The 14,020-nt window shown below is 70.0% G+C and carries 13 protein-coding genes; 11 read left to right on the plus strand and 2 right to left on the minus strand.

Annotated elements, in window-relative coordinates; translation table 11 throughout:
* The first annotated feature begins 193 nt into the window (after positions 1-193).
* The 10 genes from E0H26_RS04225 to E0H26_RS04270 all read left to right on the plus strand — a co-directional run bounded on the left by E0H26_RS04225 (position 194) and on the right by E0H26_RS04270 (position 11,373).
* Complete coding sequence (locus E0H26_RS04225; RefSeq protein WP_131300995.1) at positions 194-1,210, plus strand: carbohydrate ABC transporter permease; 1,017 nt, start codon at positions 194-196, stop codon at positions 1,208-1,210.
* Entirely contained in the window at positions 1,210-2,064 is an 855-nt protein-coding gene (locus E0H26_RS04230) for a sugar ABC transporter permease (RefSeq protein ID WP_131300997.1), read from the plus strand. Before E0H26_RS04225 ends, E0H26_RS04230 begins: the two co-directional genes overlap by 1 nt.
* A gap of 49 nt (positions 2,065-2,113) precedes the next feature.
* Entirely contained in the window at positions 2,114-2,455 is a 342-nt protein-coding gene (locus E0H26_RS04235; RefSeq protein ID WP_131300999.1) for a hypothetical protein, read from the plus strand.
* A gap of 276 nt (positions 2,456-2,731) precedes the next feature.
* Positions 2,732-3,796 (plus strand): BMP family lipoprotein, encoded by a 1,065-nt coding sequence (locus E0H26_RS04240; protein WP_131301444.1) that lies wholly within the window; start codon positions 2,732-2,734, stop codon positions 3,794-3,796.
* Positions 3,797-3,848: 52 nt separating this feature from the next.
* The gene (locus tag E0H26_RS04245) at positions 3,849-5,699 is read left to right on the plus strand and encodes an ABC transporter ATP-binding protein (protein ID WP_338106188.1); all 1,851 of its coding nucleotides are present in this window, start codon (positions 3,849-3,851) and stop codon (positions 5,697-5,699) included.
* The gene (locus tag E0H26_RS04250) at positions 5,696-7,018 is read left to right on the plus strand and encodes an ABC transporter permease (RefSeq protein WP_131301001.1); all 1,323 of its coding nucleotides are present in this window, start codon (positions 5,696-5,698) and stop codon (positions 7,016-7,018) included. Before E0H26_RS04245 ends, E0H26_RS04250 begins: the two co-directional genes overlap by 4 nt.
* A 3-nt stretch (positions 7,019-7,021) precedes the next feature.
* Positions 7,022-8,302, plus strand: a complete 1,281-nt coding sequence (locus E0H26_RS04255; RefSeq protein ID WP_131301003.1) for an ABC transporter permease — start codon at positions 7,022-7,024, stop codon at positions 8,300-8,302.
* Between the two features lie 17 nt (positions 8,303-8,319).
* Positions 8,320-9,024: a cytidine deaminase gene (locus E0H26_RS04260; RefSeq protein WP_131301005.1), complete on the plus strand. Its 705-nt coding sequence runs from the start codon at positions 8,320-8,322 to the stop codon at positions 9,022-9,024.
* A 280-nt stretch (positions 9,025-9,304) separates the two neighbouring features.
* The gene (locus E0H26_RS04265) at positions 9,305-10,585 is read left to right on the plus strand and encodes a thymidine phosphorylase (protein WP_131301007.1); all 1,281 of its coding nucleotides are present in this window, start codon (positions 9,305-9,307) and stop codon (positions 10,583-10,585) included.
* A 107-nt stretch (positions 10,586-10,692) separates the two neighbouring features.
* Positions 10,693-11,373 carry a DUF4272 domain-containing protein gene (locus E0H26_RS04270; protein ID WP_131301009.1) on the plus strand — a complete coding sequence of 227 codons (681 nt, stop codon included), beginning with the start codon at positions 10,693-10,695 and terminating at the stop codon, positions 11,371-11,373.
* Here the strand turns inward: E0H26_RS04270 and E0H26_RS04275 are convergent.
* The gene (locus E0H26_RS04275; RefSeq protein ID WP_131301011.1) at positions 11,370-12,347 is read right to left on the minus strand and encodes a putative RNA methyltransferase; all 978 of its coding nucleotides are present in this window, start codon (positions 12,345-12,347) and stop codon (positions 11,370-11,372) included. The genes E0H26_RS04270 and E0H26_RS04275 overlap by 4 nt on opposite strands.
* Positions 12,348-12,407: 60 nt before the next feature.
* Here E0H26_RS04275 and E0H26_RS04280 point away from each other — a divergent pair, with 60 nt between their 5' ends.
* Positions 12,408-13,487, plus strand: a complete 1,080-nt coding sequence (locus E0H26_RS04280; RefSeq protein WP_131301013.1) for an adenosine deaminase — start codon at positions 12,408-12,410, stop codon at positions 13,485-13,487.
* 1 nt (position 13,488) lies between these two features.
* On the opposite strand, the gene E0H26_RS04285 is transcribed toward E0H26_RS04280, so the two are convergent.
* Positions 13,489-14,004, minus strand: a complete 516-nt coding sequence (locus E0H26_RS04285) for an ATP-binding protein (protein ID WP_240742001.1) — start codon at positions 14,002-14,004, stop codon at positions 13,489-13,491.
* Positions 14,005-14,020: the final 16 nt, after the last annotated feature.

The raw sequence follows: 14,020 nt of genomic DNA on the forward strand, positions 1-14,020 counted from the left end.
CGGGTCCGACGCCGGTATCCGGACCGATTCCCGCCGCGCCGGACCGCCTCCTGGCCACCGCCCCGGCCTCGGCCCAGGACTGTGACACCCGCCCTGACACCGGCCGTGCGCCGGTGACCCTTCGGCACCCCGGCAGGGTCGGCGACCGCGACGGTCACCGACCCTGCCGGATCTCTCCTCTGGAGTGCAGCTGATGTCCACCGTGACAGCCGATCCGGCGCCGTCGTCGGCGCGGCCCGGCCGATCCGCTCGTCCGTCCCGGCTGCGCCGCAGCTGGGAGAAGCACTGGTACGCCTGGGCGATGGTGCTGCCCGTCGTCGTCGTCCTGGCGGTGCTGATCTTCTACCCGCTGTTCCGCGGGATCTGGCTCTCCTTCACCAACCTCAACGAGGCCAACCAGGTCGCCGAGATCTGCACCAGGTCGATCACCGGCGGCGAGGTCTGTAACGACAACCCCAACAAGTGGGAGTTCGTCGGCCTGGACAACTACGTACGGGTGCTCACCGGCGAGGTCGGTGAGTTCTGGCAGTGGACCGGCACCACGCTGATCTGGACGTTCGTCTGCGTGGCCTGCCACTTCGGGCTGGGCCTCGGCCTGGCCAGCATGCTCAACCGCCCGATGCGGGCGCGTGGGTTGTACCGGGTGCTGCTGGTGCTGCCCTGGGCGGTACCCGCCTTCGTCAGCGCGTTCGCCTGGAAGTTCATCTTCAACGAGCGGCTCGGCCTGGCCAACGCCCTGCTCACCGCCGTCGGCATCGAACCGGTCTCCTGGTTCGCCGACCGGTGGACCGCGCTGTTCACCGCCATCGTCACCAACATCTGGCTGGGCGTGCCGTTCATGATGGTGGCGCTGCTCGGCGGCATGCAGACCATCCCGTCCGAGCTGTACGAGGCGGCCGAGATCGACGGTGCCTCGGCCTGGCAGCGATTCAAGAACATCACCCTGCCCGGACTGCGTCCGGTCAGCATGACGGTGGTGCTGCTCGGCACCATCTGGACGTTCAACATGTTCCCGATCATCTTCCTGGTGACCGAGGGCCAGCCGGCCGGGCAAAGCGAGATCCTGGTGACCGGTGCCTACCGCGCCGCCTTCGAGGGCATCCGTAACTACTCGCTGGCCTCGACGTACGGCGTACTGATCCTGTCGATCCTGCTGGTGTTCTCGGTGTTCTACCGGCGGGTGCTGCGTAAGCAAGGCGAGGTGTGGTGATGGGACGGGCGCCGAAGACCGGACGCAGCCGGCGTAGCCCGGCGATGTCGGTGCTGTTGCACGGCACGTTGATCCTGGCCTCGCTGATCGCGATCGGCCCGATCGTCTGGGTGCTGCTCTCCTCGCTGAAACCCGGGTACGCGATCCAGAGCAGCGAGCTGACCCTGTTCCGGGACACCACCCTGGCCAACTACCGCTACGTGTTGACCGAGACGAACTTTCCCCGGTGGTTCCTCAACTCGGTGATCGTCGCGGCGTTCACCATGGCGATCGGCATCTTCCTGTCGGCCACCACCGGCTACGCGGTGTCCCGGTTCAACTTCCCGGGCCGGCGACCGCTGATGATGGTCTTCCTGGTCACCCAGATGTTCCCGGTGGCCATCCTGATCGTGCCGATCTACACGATCCTGGCCCGACTCGGCCTGATCAACACCATGCCGGCGTTGATCGTCGCGTACCTGACCATCGCGGTGCCGTTCTGCGCCTGGATGTTGAAGGGCTACTTCGACTCCATCCCGACCTCGCTGGACGAGGCGGCGGCGTTGGACGGCTGCGGCCCGTTCGCCACCTTCTGGAAGGTGGTGCTGCCGCTGGCCCGACCGGCGGTGGCGGTCACCGCCTTCTACACCTTCCTCACCGCCTGGGGTGAGGTGGCGTACGCGTCGGCGTTCATCCAGACCGACAACAGGTTCACCCTGGCGTACGGGCTCCAGCAGTTCGTGCCGCAGTTCAACCCGCAGTGGGAGTACCTGACCGCCGCCGCGGTCCTGGTCACCATCCCGGCCGGGCTGGTCTTCTTCTTCGCCCAGAAGCACCTGGTTTCCGGCCTGACCGCAGGTGGCACGAAGGGCTGACGGGGCGGCCTCTACTACAAACTGTCGTTGATGAGGCAGGATGGGTCGGGTGGAAGCACTTCGACTCATCCTCCTCTACGCCCACCTGATCGGGTTCGCGCTGCTGCTCGGTGGCGCGATCGCCCAATACCTGACCGGCAAGATCCGGATCAACCCCGCCATGCTCTGGGGCGCGGTGATCCAACTACTCACCGGCATCGGGCTGTCCGCGCCGCTGCGCGACGGCGACGAGCCGGCACCGGCGAAACTTGTTACCAAGCTGGTGTTGGCCCTGCTGATCTTCGTAATGGTCTTCTTCTCCCGGAAGCGGGCCGAGGTCAACCGGGGGCACTTCCTCGCCATCGTGGGATTGACCCTGCTCAACGCCGCCGTGGCGGTCTTCTGGCGCTGACCGTCAGAGCCGTTTGCCCGCCGGGGAAACGGACTTTCCGGACGCTCGCGTACCCGCCTGCCGGCACTGTGAGTGATCTGCCCCACCCGAGCATTACGTAGGGGTAACAGGCCTCCAACAGTCCTGCACGATTGTCGTTCGGCAGGTGGGCGCGGGCGTACGCTCTGCGTCCGTAACGTGGGACGCCGGCGGCACAGCGCAGGCCGGTTCAAGGGCTGCCACCGCAACCACGCGGTGTGCAATGGGAAGGGAGACGTCTTGCGCTCGGTGCGTGGGATGCGGATTGCCTCGATCATCGCGGCGGGTGGGCTCGTGCTGAGCGCCGCCGCCTGTGGCGAGGCACCGGATGAGGACAACAACGCCGGCTCCGGCGGCGAGAAGTTCACCGCTTGTATGGTCACCGACGTCGGCGGCATCGACGACAAGTCGTTCAACGCCTCGGCCTGGAAGGGCCTGGAGGCCGCCAAGGCCGAGAACAGCAACATCGACATCAAGTACGTGGCGTCCAAGGCCGAGGCGGACTACGAGCCGAACCTCACCCAGTACGTCAACCAGGACTGCAACTTCGTCCTGGCCGTCGGCGGCCTGATGGGCGACGCCACCAAGAAGATCGCCGAGGCGAACCCGAACCAGCAGTTCGGCATCGTCGACGCCAACCCGGGCGTGGCCAACGTCTTCCCGATGGAGTTCGACACCGCGCAGGCCGGTTTCCTCGCCGGCTACGTGGCGGCCGGGATGAGCGAGAGCGGCAAGGTGGGCACCTACGGCGGCATGAAGATCCCGCCGGTGACCATCTTCATGGACGGCTTCGTCGACGGCGTGGCGCACTACAACCAGGCCAAGAGCGCGAACGTCCAGGCCCTCGGCTGGAACAAGGCGACCCAGAACGGCTCCTTCACCAACGACTTCGTCAAGCAGGACGAGGGCAAGAAGGTCAGCGACGCGCTGGTCGCCCAGGGCGCGGACATCATCATGCCGGTCGCCGGCGGCGCCGGCCTCGGCACCACCAGCGCGGCCAAGGCCTCCGGTGGCAAGTACAACACCATCTGGGTGGACGTCGACGGCTGCGAGAGCACGCCGGACTGCTCGGCGATCATCACCACCGTGGTCAAGAACATCTCGGGCGCCGTCAAGGAGGCCGTGCTCAAGGCCGCCGGTGGCGAGAAGCTCAACGCCGAGGAGGGCTTCGTCGGCGTCCTGGCCAACGACGGCGTCTCGATCGCCCCGTACCACGAGTTCGACAGCAAGGTCCCGGCCGAGCTCAAGGCCGAGGTCGACAAGCTGAAGGCGGACATCTCCGCCGGCACCGTCAAGGTCACCTCGGCCGCCCAGCCGAAGTGACCCGTCGCCGGTCGCCCGCGGTGAGACGATCACCGCAGGCGGCCGGCGAGCCATGCCACATCACGATCCGGCCGTTCCGGCGCGGGGGAGACCCGCCGCGCCGGAGCGGCCGATCCGCGCCACCGGTCGGGCAGAAGCCGGACCCCGCCCGCCAGCAGCTACGCTGCACCATCGCTTCGCACTCCAGGAGGTTGCGCTGAGACTCGAACTGCGCGGCATCACCAAGCGGTTCGGTGATCTGGTCGCCAACGACCACATCGACCTGACGGTGGAGCCTGGAGAGATCCACGCCCTGCTCGGCGAGAACGGCGCCGGCAAGTCGACCCTGATGAACGTGCTGTACGGGCTCTACCAGCCCGACGAGGGCGAGATCCTGGTCGACGGCAAGCCGCTGAAGCTGCGCGGGCCCTCCGACGCGATCGCGGCCGGCATCGGCATGGTGCACCAGCACTTCATGCTCGTACCGGTCTTCACGGTCACCGAGAACATCATGCTCGGCGCGGAGCAGGTGCGCGGCGGCATCGCCGGATTCCTGGACCGGCGCCGGGCCCGGCGCGAGGTCGCCGAGGTTTCGCAGCGGTACAACCTGCGGGTCGATCCGGACGCGGTGATCGAGGACCTGCCGGTCGGCATCCAGCAGCGGGTGGAGATCGTCAAGGCGCTCACCCGCGACGTGGACCTGCTGATCCTGGACGAGCCGACGGCGGTGCTCACCCCGCAGGAGACCGAGGAACTGCTCACCGTGATGCGGTCGCTCAAGGCCGCCGGCAAGTCGATCGTCTTCATCACCCACAAGCTCGGCGAGGTCAAGGCGATCGCCGACCGGATCACCGTGATCCGGCGTGGCAAGACCGTGGGTACCGCCTCGCCCGAGGCCAGCCGCGACGAGCTGGCCGCGCTGATGGTCGGCCGGACCGTCCGGCTCACCGTGGACAAGGCCCCGGCCACCCCGGGTGAGCCGGTGCTGGACGTCGCCGGCCTGGTCGTCGACGACGACCGGCAGGTCCGCGCGGTGGACGGCGTCGACCTGACCGTACGCGCGGGTGAGGTGCTCGGCATCGCGGGCGTGCAGGGCAACGGTCAGACCGAACTGATCGAGGCGATCATGGGGCTGCGCCCGGTGCTCGCCGGCACGGTCACCCTCGACGGCCAGCGGGTCGATGGCTGGTCCACCAAGAAGGTGCTCCGCGCGGGCGTCGGCTACGTACCGGAGGACCGCAGCGTCGACGGGCTGGTCAAGGAGTTCTCCGTCGCGGAGAACCTGGTGCTGGACATCTACGACCGGCCGCCGTTCGGCCGAGGTCTGTCGATCAAACCGGACGCCATCGCCAAGTCGGCGCAGGAGCGGATCGAGCAGTTCGACGTACGCACCTCCTCCGCGCAGGCGCCGGTCGGCACCCTCTCCGGCGGCAACCAGCAGAAGGTGATCGTGGCCCGGGAACTGTCCCGGCCACTGAAGCTCTTCATCGCCGCCCAGCCCACCCGGGGTGTCGACGTCGGTTCGATCGAGTTCATCCACAGCCGGGTCATCCGCGAGCGGGACATCGGCACCGCCGTACTCGTGGTCTCCAGCGAACTCGACGAGGTGATCGGGTTGGCCGACCGGATCGCGGTGATGTACCGGGGTCGGATCATCGGCATCGTCGGCCCGGACACCCCGCGTGAGGAGATCGGCCTGCTGATGGCGGGGATCACCCCCGACGCGACGGACGGCTCCCCGGCCGCCGAGGGCGGCGCGGACGGCGAGACGGCCACCACCGACCACGCCGATGCGGCGACCACGGACGCCGACGCGGTGTCCGGCAGCGGCACGGCCGCGACCACCGACCGCGACGTCACGGCGACCACCGACGGCGTGGCTCCGGGCCCCGTTGGGCCAGGCAACGAGGACGAGAAGGCATGACCGACAACCCCCAGCCGGGCTCCCCCGACAAGGAGCCGGCCAGCGAGGAGCAGGCCGCCCAGACCACGCTCGGCAACACCGAGCGGGCCGAGGCCGCCACCACGCCCACCGCATCCGAGCAGCGCCCCACCCTGGGGCGGCTGTTCCTGGAGAACCTGTGGGCCGCCAACACCTTCACGGTGACCCTGCTGTCGCTGGTCCTCGCCATGATCGTCGGCGCTGTCCTGATGATCATCTCTGATCCGGACGTGCTCGCCACCTACGCCTACTTCACCGCCCGCCCGGCGGACGCGATCAACGCCAGCTGGACGCTGGTCAGCGAGGCGTACGCGAACCTGTTCAAGGGCTCGGTCTTCGACCCGGGGGCGACCACCCTCAACGCCGCGCTGAGCCCGATCTCCGAGACGCTCACCTACACCGCGCCGCTGGTCTTCACCGGCCTGTCGGTGGCGCTGGCCTTCCGGGGCGGTCTGTTCAACATCGGCGCCCAGGGGCAGGCCATCATGGGCGTCGTCCTGGCCGCCCTGGCCGGTTTCCTGCTGCCGCTGCCGCCCGGACTGCACCTGCTGGTCGCGGTGCTGGCCGGCGCGCTCGGCGGGGCCATCTGGGGTTTCATCCCGGGCATCCTCAAGGCGCGCACCGGCGCCCACGAGGTGATCAACACGATCATGCTCAACTACGTCGCGGTCTACTTCCTGACCTGGCTGATCGTGCAGAACGGGGTGCAGGACCCGAACCGGACCGACGCGATCAGCCGGCCGGTGGACGCCTCCGCCCAGCTACCCCGCCTGTTCGGTGACGGGCTGCGGGCACACGCCGGCATCCTGCTGGCCGTGCTGGCCACCTGGGCGGTCGCCTGGCTGCTCAACCGCTCCACCCTCGGCTTCGAGCTGCGGGCCGTGGGGGCCAACCCGGACGCGGCACGCACCGCGGGCATCAGCGTCACCCGCACGTACGTCCTGATCATGGTGTTCGCCGGGACCCTGGCCGGGCTCGGCGGCTCGCAGATGGTGCTCGGCACCACCGCCGCCGCACTGACCCCGCTGGTGGTCGCCCAGATCGGCTTCGACGGCATCCTGGTCGCCCTGTTGGGACGGGTGAAACCGTGGGGTGTGGCAATGGCCGCCCTGCTCTTCGGGGCCCTGCAGGCCGGCGGCAACCGGATGCAGTCGTACGCCGGGATCTCGTTGGAGCTGGTCACCGTGCTCCAGGCGCTGATCGTCATCTTCATCGCCGCGCCGGCCCTGGTGAAGGCGATCTTCCAGCTCCGGGCCGCGCGGGCCGCCCGGTTGCAGACGAGCCTCGCGAAGGGCTGGTGAGGCATGTCCACCATGGCTGTTCCCGACGTCGCGGTCGCGCCGGTCGACGAGGGCTTCTGGACCCGTACCCGCAAGGTCGGTCTGGTGCTGCTGGCACTCGGCCTGCTGGCCACGGTGCTCTTCGGGGCGCTCGCCACCGGCGAGCAGGCCCGCTTCACGCTCAGCGAGGACGCCGCCGGGGCCGCGCTGGAGGTCAACGGTACGGTCGGGGCGATCATCTTCGGCCTGATCACCCTGGCCGCAGGCGCGGCCATGCTCGCCGGCCTGCCGAAGCGCTGGTTCATCCCGGCGCTCGCCGTGGGCCTGGTCGCGTTCGTGCTCTCCTTCCTGTGCTGGCAGATCTCCGCCGCGCCGGCCGGGCAGAACTTCATGCCGCTGGTCAACATCGTGCGGGGCACCTTCCTGCTCGCCCTGCCGCTGATCTTCGGGTCGCTGGCCGGCGTGCTCTGCGAGCGGTCCGGCGTGGTCAACGTGGCCATCGAGGGACAACTGCTGATGGGCGCGTTCAGCGGCGCGCTGTTCGGCAGCATCTCCGGCAGTGTCTGGGTGGGCCTGTTCGCCGCCGCGATCGGTGGTTCCTTCATCTCGCTGCTGCTGGCCGTCTTCTCCATCCGCTACCTGGTCGACCAGGTGGTCATGGGCATCGTGCTGAACCTGCTGGCGCTCGGCATCACCGGCTTCCTCTACGAGCGGCTGATGCAGACCGACGCGGCCCGCTACAACAGCGCGCCCCGGTTCAGCAACTGGGAGATCCCGCTGCTGTCGGACATCCCGGTGCTGGGACCGGCGCTGTTCCGGGGCAACATCTTCCTCTACCTCGCGCTGGTGCTGGTGCTGGTGATCCACATCGCGCTGTTCCGTACCCGGTGGGGGCTGCGGACCCGCTCGGTGGGTGAGCACCCGACGGCAGCGGACACCCTCGGCGTGAAGGTCCTCGGCCTGCGCTACCGCAACGTGATCCTGGCCGGCGCGGTCGCCGGCATCGGCGGTGCGTCGTACACGCTGGCCCTCTTCTCGTTCACCAAGAACATGATCGGCGGTAAGGGCTTCATCGCCCTGGCCGCGCTGATCTTCGGCCGGTGGAGCCCGACTGGGGCGCTGCTCGCCGCGCTCTTCTTCGGCTTCGCCGACCAGTTGGCCACCTACCTGGGCGCGATCAACAGCATCATCCCCGGCCAGTTCCTGGCCATGCTGCCGTACCTGGCGACGATCCTGGCCGTGGCCGGGCTGGTCGGCCGGGTCCGGGCGCCGGCCGCCGACGGTAAGCCGTACATCAAGGGCTGAGCCAGGGGGAACACACCATGGAGATCGACTGGGAGCGGCTGCGGGCCGCCGCCACCGAAGTGATGCGGCACGCGTACGTGCCGTACTCGAAGTTCCCGGTGGGCGCGGCGGCCCTGGTCGACGACGGCCGGGTGGTCGTCGGCTGCAACGTCGAGAACGCCGCGTACGGCGTGGTGCTCTGCGCCGAGTGCGGAGTGGTCTCCTCGCTGCACGCCACCGGTGGTGGCCGGATCGTCGCGCTGTCCTGTGTCGACGCCACCGGTGAGCCGCTGATGCCGTGCGGGCGCTGCCGGCAACTGCTCTGGGAGCAGGGCGGGCCGGAGTGCCTGATCGAGGGCAAGGCGGGCCCACTGCGAATGGCCGAACTGCTGCCACACGCCTTCGACGTGGCCGACATCGAGGCGGTGACCGGCGAACAGCCGGTCCCGGTGGTGCCCGACCGGCTGGCCGCCTGGCGTGGGCGGGGCACCGTCTTCGTGCACCCCGACCTGTCCGCCGGAAAGCAGGTCTGGACGGCCTACTGGGAACGTTCGTCCGGCGACGACGCGGGTGCCGAGACCGGGGTGCTGGAGGAGGGGCCGAGCTGGGACGACTCCGCTGCGGCGATCAGCTGGGGGTTGGCGCGGACGCCTCGGGTGGTGGTGGTGGACGCGTCCGGCACGATCTTCTGGGCTGGCGAGGGCGAGCCGCCGCTGGAGATTCCGGTGCGCTGGGCTGGTTGAGTTTGCCGGGTTCGCGGTGGTTGCGGTTGGGGTCTGGGCCCGCCCCGTACCCGGCTCCGGGCGGTCAGGCTTGATCCCTCCGCCGGGCACGGCAGGCCCCGGCCCGCGCCGGTGCGGTCCGTGGGCTCGTCGCGCAGGTGGGTTGCCCGCGGGGCCGTTGCGGCGGGGCGCGGGTCGGGTTCCGGCGGGGAGGCTGGCTCTCGGGTTGGTGCTGATGGGCTGACGATCGGTGGGGTGCGGGCCGGGTGGGCTGTTTCGGACGACTAGGAAGATTGTTCTGATGAGTGGGTTTGCGGCGGTTGATGTTATTCGGGTCAAGCGGGATGGGGGGGTGCTGTCGGACGCGCAGATCGACTGGGTGGTGGATGCGTACACCCGGGGGGTGGTGGCCGACGAGCAGATGTCCGCGCTGGCCATGGCGATCCTGTTGAACGGGATGACCGGGCCGGAGATCGCCCGCTGGACGGCCGCGATGATCGCCAGTGGCGAGCGGCTGGACCTGTCGTCCGTGGCCCGGCCGACGGTGGACAAGCACTCGACCGGTGGGGTCGGCGACAAGATCACCCTGCCGCTGACGCCGCTGGTGGCCGCGTGCGGTGCGGCGGTGCCGCAGCTGTCCGGGCGCGGGCTGGGGCACACCGGCGGCACGCTGGACAAGCTGGAGTCGATTCCCGGTTGGCGGGCGGCGCTGAGCAACCAGGAGTTCATCGCGCAGCTGCGCGACATCGGGGCGGTGATCTGCGCCGCCGGGTCGGGGCTGGCCCCGGCCGACCGCAAGCTGTACGCGCTGCGTGACGTCACCGGCACCGTCGAGGCGATCCCGTTGATCGCCAGTTCGATCATGAGCAAGAAGATCGCCGAGGGCACCGGCGCGCTGGTGCTCGACGTCAAGGTCGGCTCCGGTGCGTTCATGAAGTCCATCGACGATGCCCGTGAGCTGGCCCGGACCATGGTGGAGCTGGGCGGCGCCCACGGGGTGAAGACGGTCGCGCTGCTCACCGACATGTCGACTCCGCTCGGCCGGACCATCGGCAACGGGATCGAGGTGACCGAGTCCGTCGAGGTGCTCGCCGGCGGCGGACCCGCCGACGTCGTGGAGCTGACCCTGGCACTGGCCCGGGAGATGCTGGACGCCGCCGGGCTGACCGACGCCGATCCGGCCGCCGCGCTGCGCGACGGGCGGGCGATGGACGTGTGGCGCTCGATGATCCGGGCGCAGGGCGGTGACCCGGACGCGCCGATGCCGACGGCGGCCGAGGTCGAGGTGGTCCGCGCGGACTCGGACGGCTACGTGGCGGCGGTCGACGCGTACGCCATGGGGGTGGCGGCCTGGCGTCTCGGCGCGGGTCGGGCCCGCAAGGAGGACCCGGTGAGTGTGCCGGCCGGTGTGGTGCTGCACAAACGTCCCGGTGACCCGGTGCGGGCCGGGGAGCCGCTCTACGAACTGCGGGCCGAGCGGGCCGAGCTGATCCCGGCGGCGCTGGCGGAGTCTGCGCTGGCGGTGACCATCGAGCAGCGGCCACCGACACCGACGTCGTTGGTGATCGAACGAGTCGAGTGAACCAACGGTTCGTCCGTCCCATGGTGCCGCGTCAATCGGGCCGCTATTCTCGCAGGCCAGGGGGGACCGTCGGCGCCGAGACGTCGTGAGCAGACAGGGATGTTGCCGTGATCGTTCCTGCCCCGGACCCCCGGGAAGTGCGCGAGGCGAGCCTGGAAGAGCTGTCCCGGTTGCGGCTTCCGCTGCCGCCCCCGCAGTTTCCGCTGGTCTGGGAACCGGGCGACGAGATCGAGCTGCGACCCACCGGGGAGATCGAGGCGCGGATCGCGGTGCTGCACCTGATCCTGGCCCGCTGCTTCGGCATGCCGCCCCAGGCCGCGATGAGCTGGCTGCTCGCCTCGCACCTGGTGGAGATGGTCACCCCGCCGGAATTCCAGTTCGTCACCGGGGCCAAGGGTGACCATCGTTCCTTCGTCCTGCACCACGACGCGCTGTTCTCGCTGGCCTGGGTACTCGGCCTGACAAAGCAGCTCGACCCCACCATGCCGGCGGACGACCGGCTGGTGGAGCGGCTGCCGAACATCGCCGAGGGGGAGACCTTCCGGCAGTGGCGGTCCAGGATCCTGGCAGCGCCGCAGCACCCGGCGGACGCGGCGGCCCTGCTCGACCTGCACTACTGCCTGGACTGGGCGTACCTGGAGGTGGGCCGCGCCGGCCGGGCGATGCCCGGTCTGGTGGACGCCAACGCGATCGGCCAGCGACGCTGGGCGCTGGAGTGGGCGGTGATCCTGCGCGGGCCCTACCACGACGAGCCGCCCGGTTGGGAAGAGGTCGACCTCTCCACCTAGGACGGTCGGTAGACGCCGAGCCGGACCGCCACGGTCACCCGGACCGGCTCGCCGAGGGCGGAGATCCGGGCGGCCAGCGCCACCGGGTCGGTGTGCCAGGCGCTCGGGCCCATGCCGACCAGGGTGGCCACCTCCGGGCCGGAGAGCGTCAGCTCCTGCCGGTGCACGGTGGCCGACTCCTCGGTGAAGTGCCCGCCCAGGCTGGCCGCCACCCGATCCGCCTTGGCCGGGTCGACCCGGAGCAGACCGAGCGCGGCGACCAGTTCGGTGAGATGGTCGGTGGCCGGGGTCACCACCAGCAGCCGTCCGGTCGGGGCGAGGATCCGGTGGAACTCGGCGCCGTTGCGGGGCGCGAAGACGTTCAGCAGCAGCGCCGCCGAGGCGTCCGCCAGCGGCAGTCGCTGCCAGGTGTCGGCCAGCGCCGCGGTGACGCGCGGGTGGGTCCGGGCGGCCCGCCGTAGCGCGGGCTTGGCGATGTCCAGGGCGAGACCGACCGCCGTCGGCACCGCCGCCAGCACCGCCGCGAGGTGCCGGCCGGTGCCCGCGCCGGCATCCACCACCAGCGGGTACGGCTCGACGGCACCGGCCGCCTGGGCGCCAGGCACCGCCAGCTGTGCCGCCTTTGCTCTGCTTACCTCCACGCGCCACTCTCGCCCGGTTTCCGTTGCGTCCGTTGAAGCAGAGCAAAGGGAGTGCGGGGCAGTTAGGTGAGCGGCGGCGGCGTCGGCGAGGGCGGCGGAGATGACGTCGTAGTGGCCGGCAGCCAGGAAGTCCGCTCGGGCGGCGACCATCTCCGCGGTGTCGCCGGTGTGCGGGGCGCGACCGGCGAGCAGGTTGACGTAGCCCTGCCGGGCGACGTCGAAACTGTGCCGGCGCGGACAGCGCAGGGTGTGGACGACGGTGGTCAGTCCTTCGCCGCAGACCGGGCAGCGCAGGCGGTCGACGACCCGAGGGTCCGGTCCAGGTGCGTTCACCAGGCCATTGTCCCTGGTGGTCGGGTGGGGCCGGTCAGCGGCGGGGACTAGGGTCAGACCATGGTCACGACTCTGCGGTACGAGGACATCGTCAAGGCACCGAAGGCGCTGCTGCACGACCATCTGGACGGCGGCCTGCGACCTGCGACGATCATCGACCTGGCCGCCGAGGTCGGTCACGAGTTGCCCAGCACCGACCCCGATGAGCTGGGTCGTTGGTTCGTGGCGGCGGCCCACTCCGGATCGCTGGAGCGTTACCTGGAGACCTTCGCGCACACCGTCGCCGTGATGCAGACCCCCTCGGCGCTACGCCGGGTCGCCCGCGAGTGTGCGCTGGACCTGGCCGCCGACGGGGTGGTCTACGCCGAGGTGCGGTTCGCCCCGGAGCAGCACCTGGAACGGGATCTGAGCCTGGACGAGGTGGTCGAGGCGGTGTTGGCCGGTTTCGTCGAGGGCAGCGCCCTCGCCGCCGAGTTGGGTACGCCGATCCGGGTCGGCACGTTGCTCACCGCGATGCGGCACGCGGCCCGGTCGCAGGAGATCGCCGAGTTGGCGGTACGGCACCGCGACCACGGTGTGGTGGGTTTCGACATCGCCGGCGCGGAGGCGGGCTTCCCGCCCACCCGGCATCTGGACGCCTTCGAATACCTCCAGCGGGAGAACTTCCACTTCACCATCCACGCCGGTGAGGCGTTCGGGCTGCCGTCGATCTGGCAGGCCATCCAGTGGTGCGGCGCGGATCGGCTCGGGCACGGCGTACGCATCGTCGACGACATCACGCCGGGTGCCGAGCCGACGCTCGGCCGGCTGGCCGCGTACGTGCGGGACAAGCGCATTCCGCTGGAGCTCTGCCCGTCGTCCAACGTGCAGACCGGCGCCGCCGCCTCGATCGCCGAGCACCCCATCGGTCTGCTGCGTGACCTGCGGTTCCGGGTCACCGTCAACACCGACAACCGGCTGATGAGCGGCACCTCGGTCTCCCGCGAGATGGCTCTGCTCTCCGAGGCGTTCGGCTACGGCTGGCGCGAGGTGCAGTGGTTCACCATCAACGCGATGAAGAGTGCCTTCATCCCGTTCGACGAGCGGCTCCAGATCATCGACGAGGTGATCAAGCCGGCGTACGCGAAGCTCCTGGGGTGACTCACCGGGCGGGTGGGTGACCGGCGGCGAGCAGTCGGGCCACCCGCCGCAGGACTTCCCGGCCACGGGCCGCCTCCGCGCCGAGGCCGGTCTGCCGCCGCAGCACCGCCGGTTCGGCCCGCAGCAGCGCGACGCCGCGACTCAGCAGCACCCGGGGGCCCTTGCGCTGCTCGGCGAGATCCCGGCTCAGGCGGCGGAGGAAGGTCGCGCCACGCGGCCGGCGCAGGGCGTACGCCCCGGCGAGCAGGCCGCGTCGTCGGCATTCCTCGACGATCTCGGCAGCGAAAATCCCTTCGGCGACGAAAAGTGGCGCATCGGCCAGGTCGAAGCGTCGGCTGGCTACCCGGCGATCCTCATTTATGGCATAGACCGGCACGTCTGCTTGGCCGTGGCGGATCAGTTGGGCAATGATCTCGATCGCGCTCTCGGCGTCCCAGGAATCGGGCGACTCCCAGTCGATCTGCCCGTTCCGTCTAGGTAACGTAGGGTCATCGCCGTCTTTGTAAAAGTCGTCCAAGCAGAGGACCGGTAGA

This window comes from Micromonospora zingiberis (assembly GCF_004331455.1).
In the GTDB taxonomy this organism is placed as follows: Bacteria; Actinomycetota; Actinomycetes; order Mycobacteriales; family Micromonosporaceae; genus Micromonospora; species Micromonospora zingiberis.

Excerpts from the sequence above, each read along its gene's own strand:
- E0H26_RS04240 (WP_131301444.1), top strand. The coding sequence starts at position 2,732 with ATGCGGATTGCCTCGATCATCGCGGCGGGTGGGCTCGTGCTGAGCGCC.
- E0H26_RS04260 (WP_131301005.1), top strand. The coding sequence starts at position 8,320 with ATGGAGATCGACTGGGAGCGGCTGCGGGCCGCCGCCACCGAAGTGATG.
- E0H26_RS04280 (WP_131301013.1), top strand. The coding sequence starts at position 12,408 with ATGGTCACGACTCTGCGGTACGAGGACATCGTCAAGGCACCGAAGGCG.
- E0H26_RS04225 (WP_131300995.1), top strand. The coding sequence starts at position 194 with ATGTCCACCGTGACAGCCGATCCGGCGCCGTCGTCGGCGCGGCCCGGC.
- E0H26_RS04230 (WP_131300997.1), top strand. The coding sequence starts at position 1,210 with ATGGGACGGGCGCCGAAGACCGGACGCAGCCGGCGTAGCCCGGCGATG.
- E0H26_RS04265 (WP_131301007.1), top strand. The coding sequence starts at position 9,305 with ATGAGTGGGTTTGCGGCGGTTGATGTTATTCGGGTCAAGCGGGATGGG.
- E0H26_RS04255 (WP_131301003.1), top strand. The coding sequence starts at position 7,022 with ATGTCCACCATGGCTGTTCCCGACGTCGCGGTCGCGCCGGTCGACGAG.
- E0H26_RS04250 (WP_131301001.1), top strand. The coding sequence starts at position 5,696 with ATGACCGACAACCCCCAGCCGGGCTCCCCCGACAAGGAGCCGGCCAGC.
- E0H26_RS04245 (WP_338106188.1), top strand. The coding sequence starts at position 3,849 with ATGCCACATCACGATCCGGCCGTTCCGGCGCGGGGGAGACCCGCCGCG.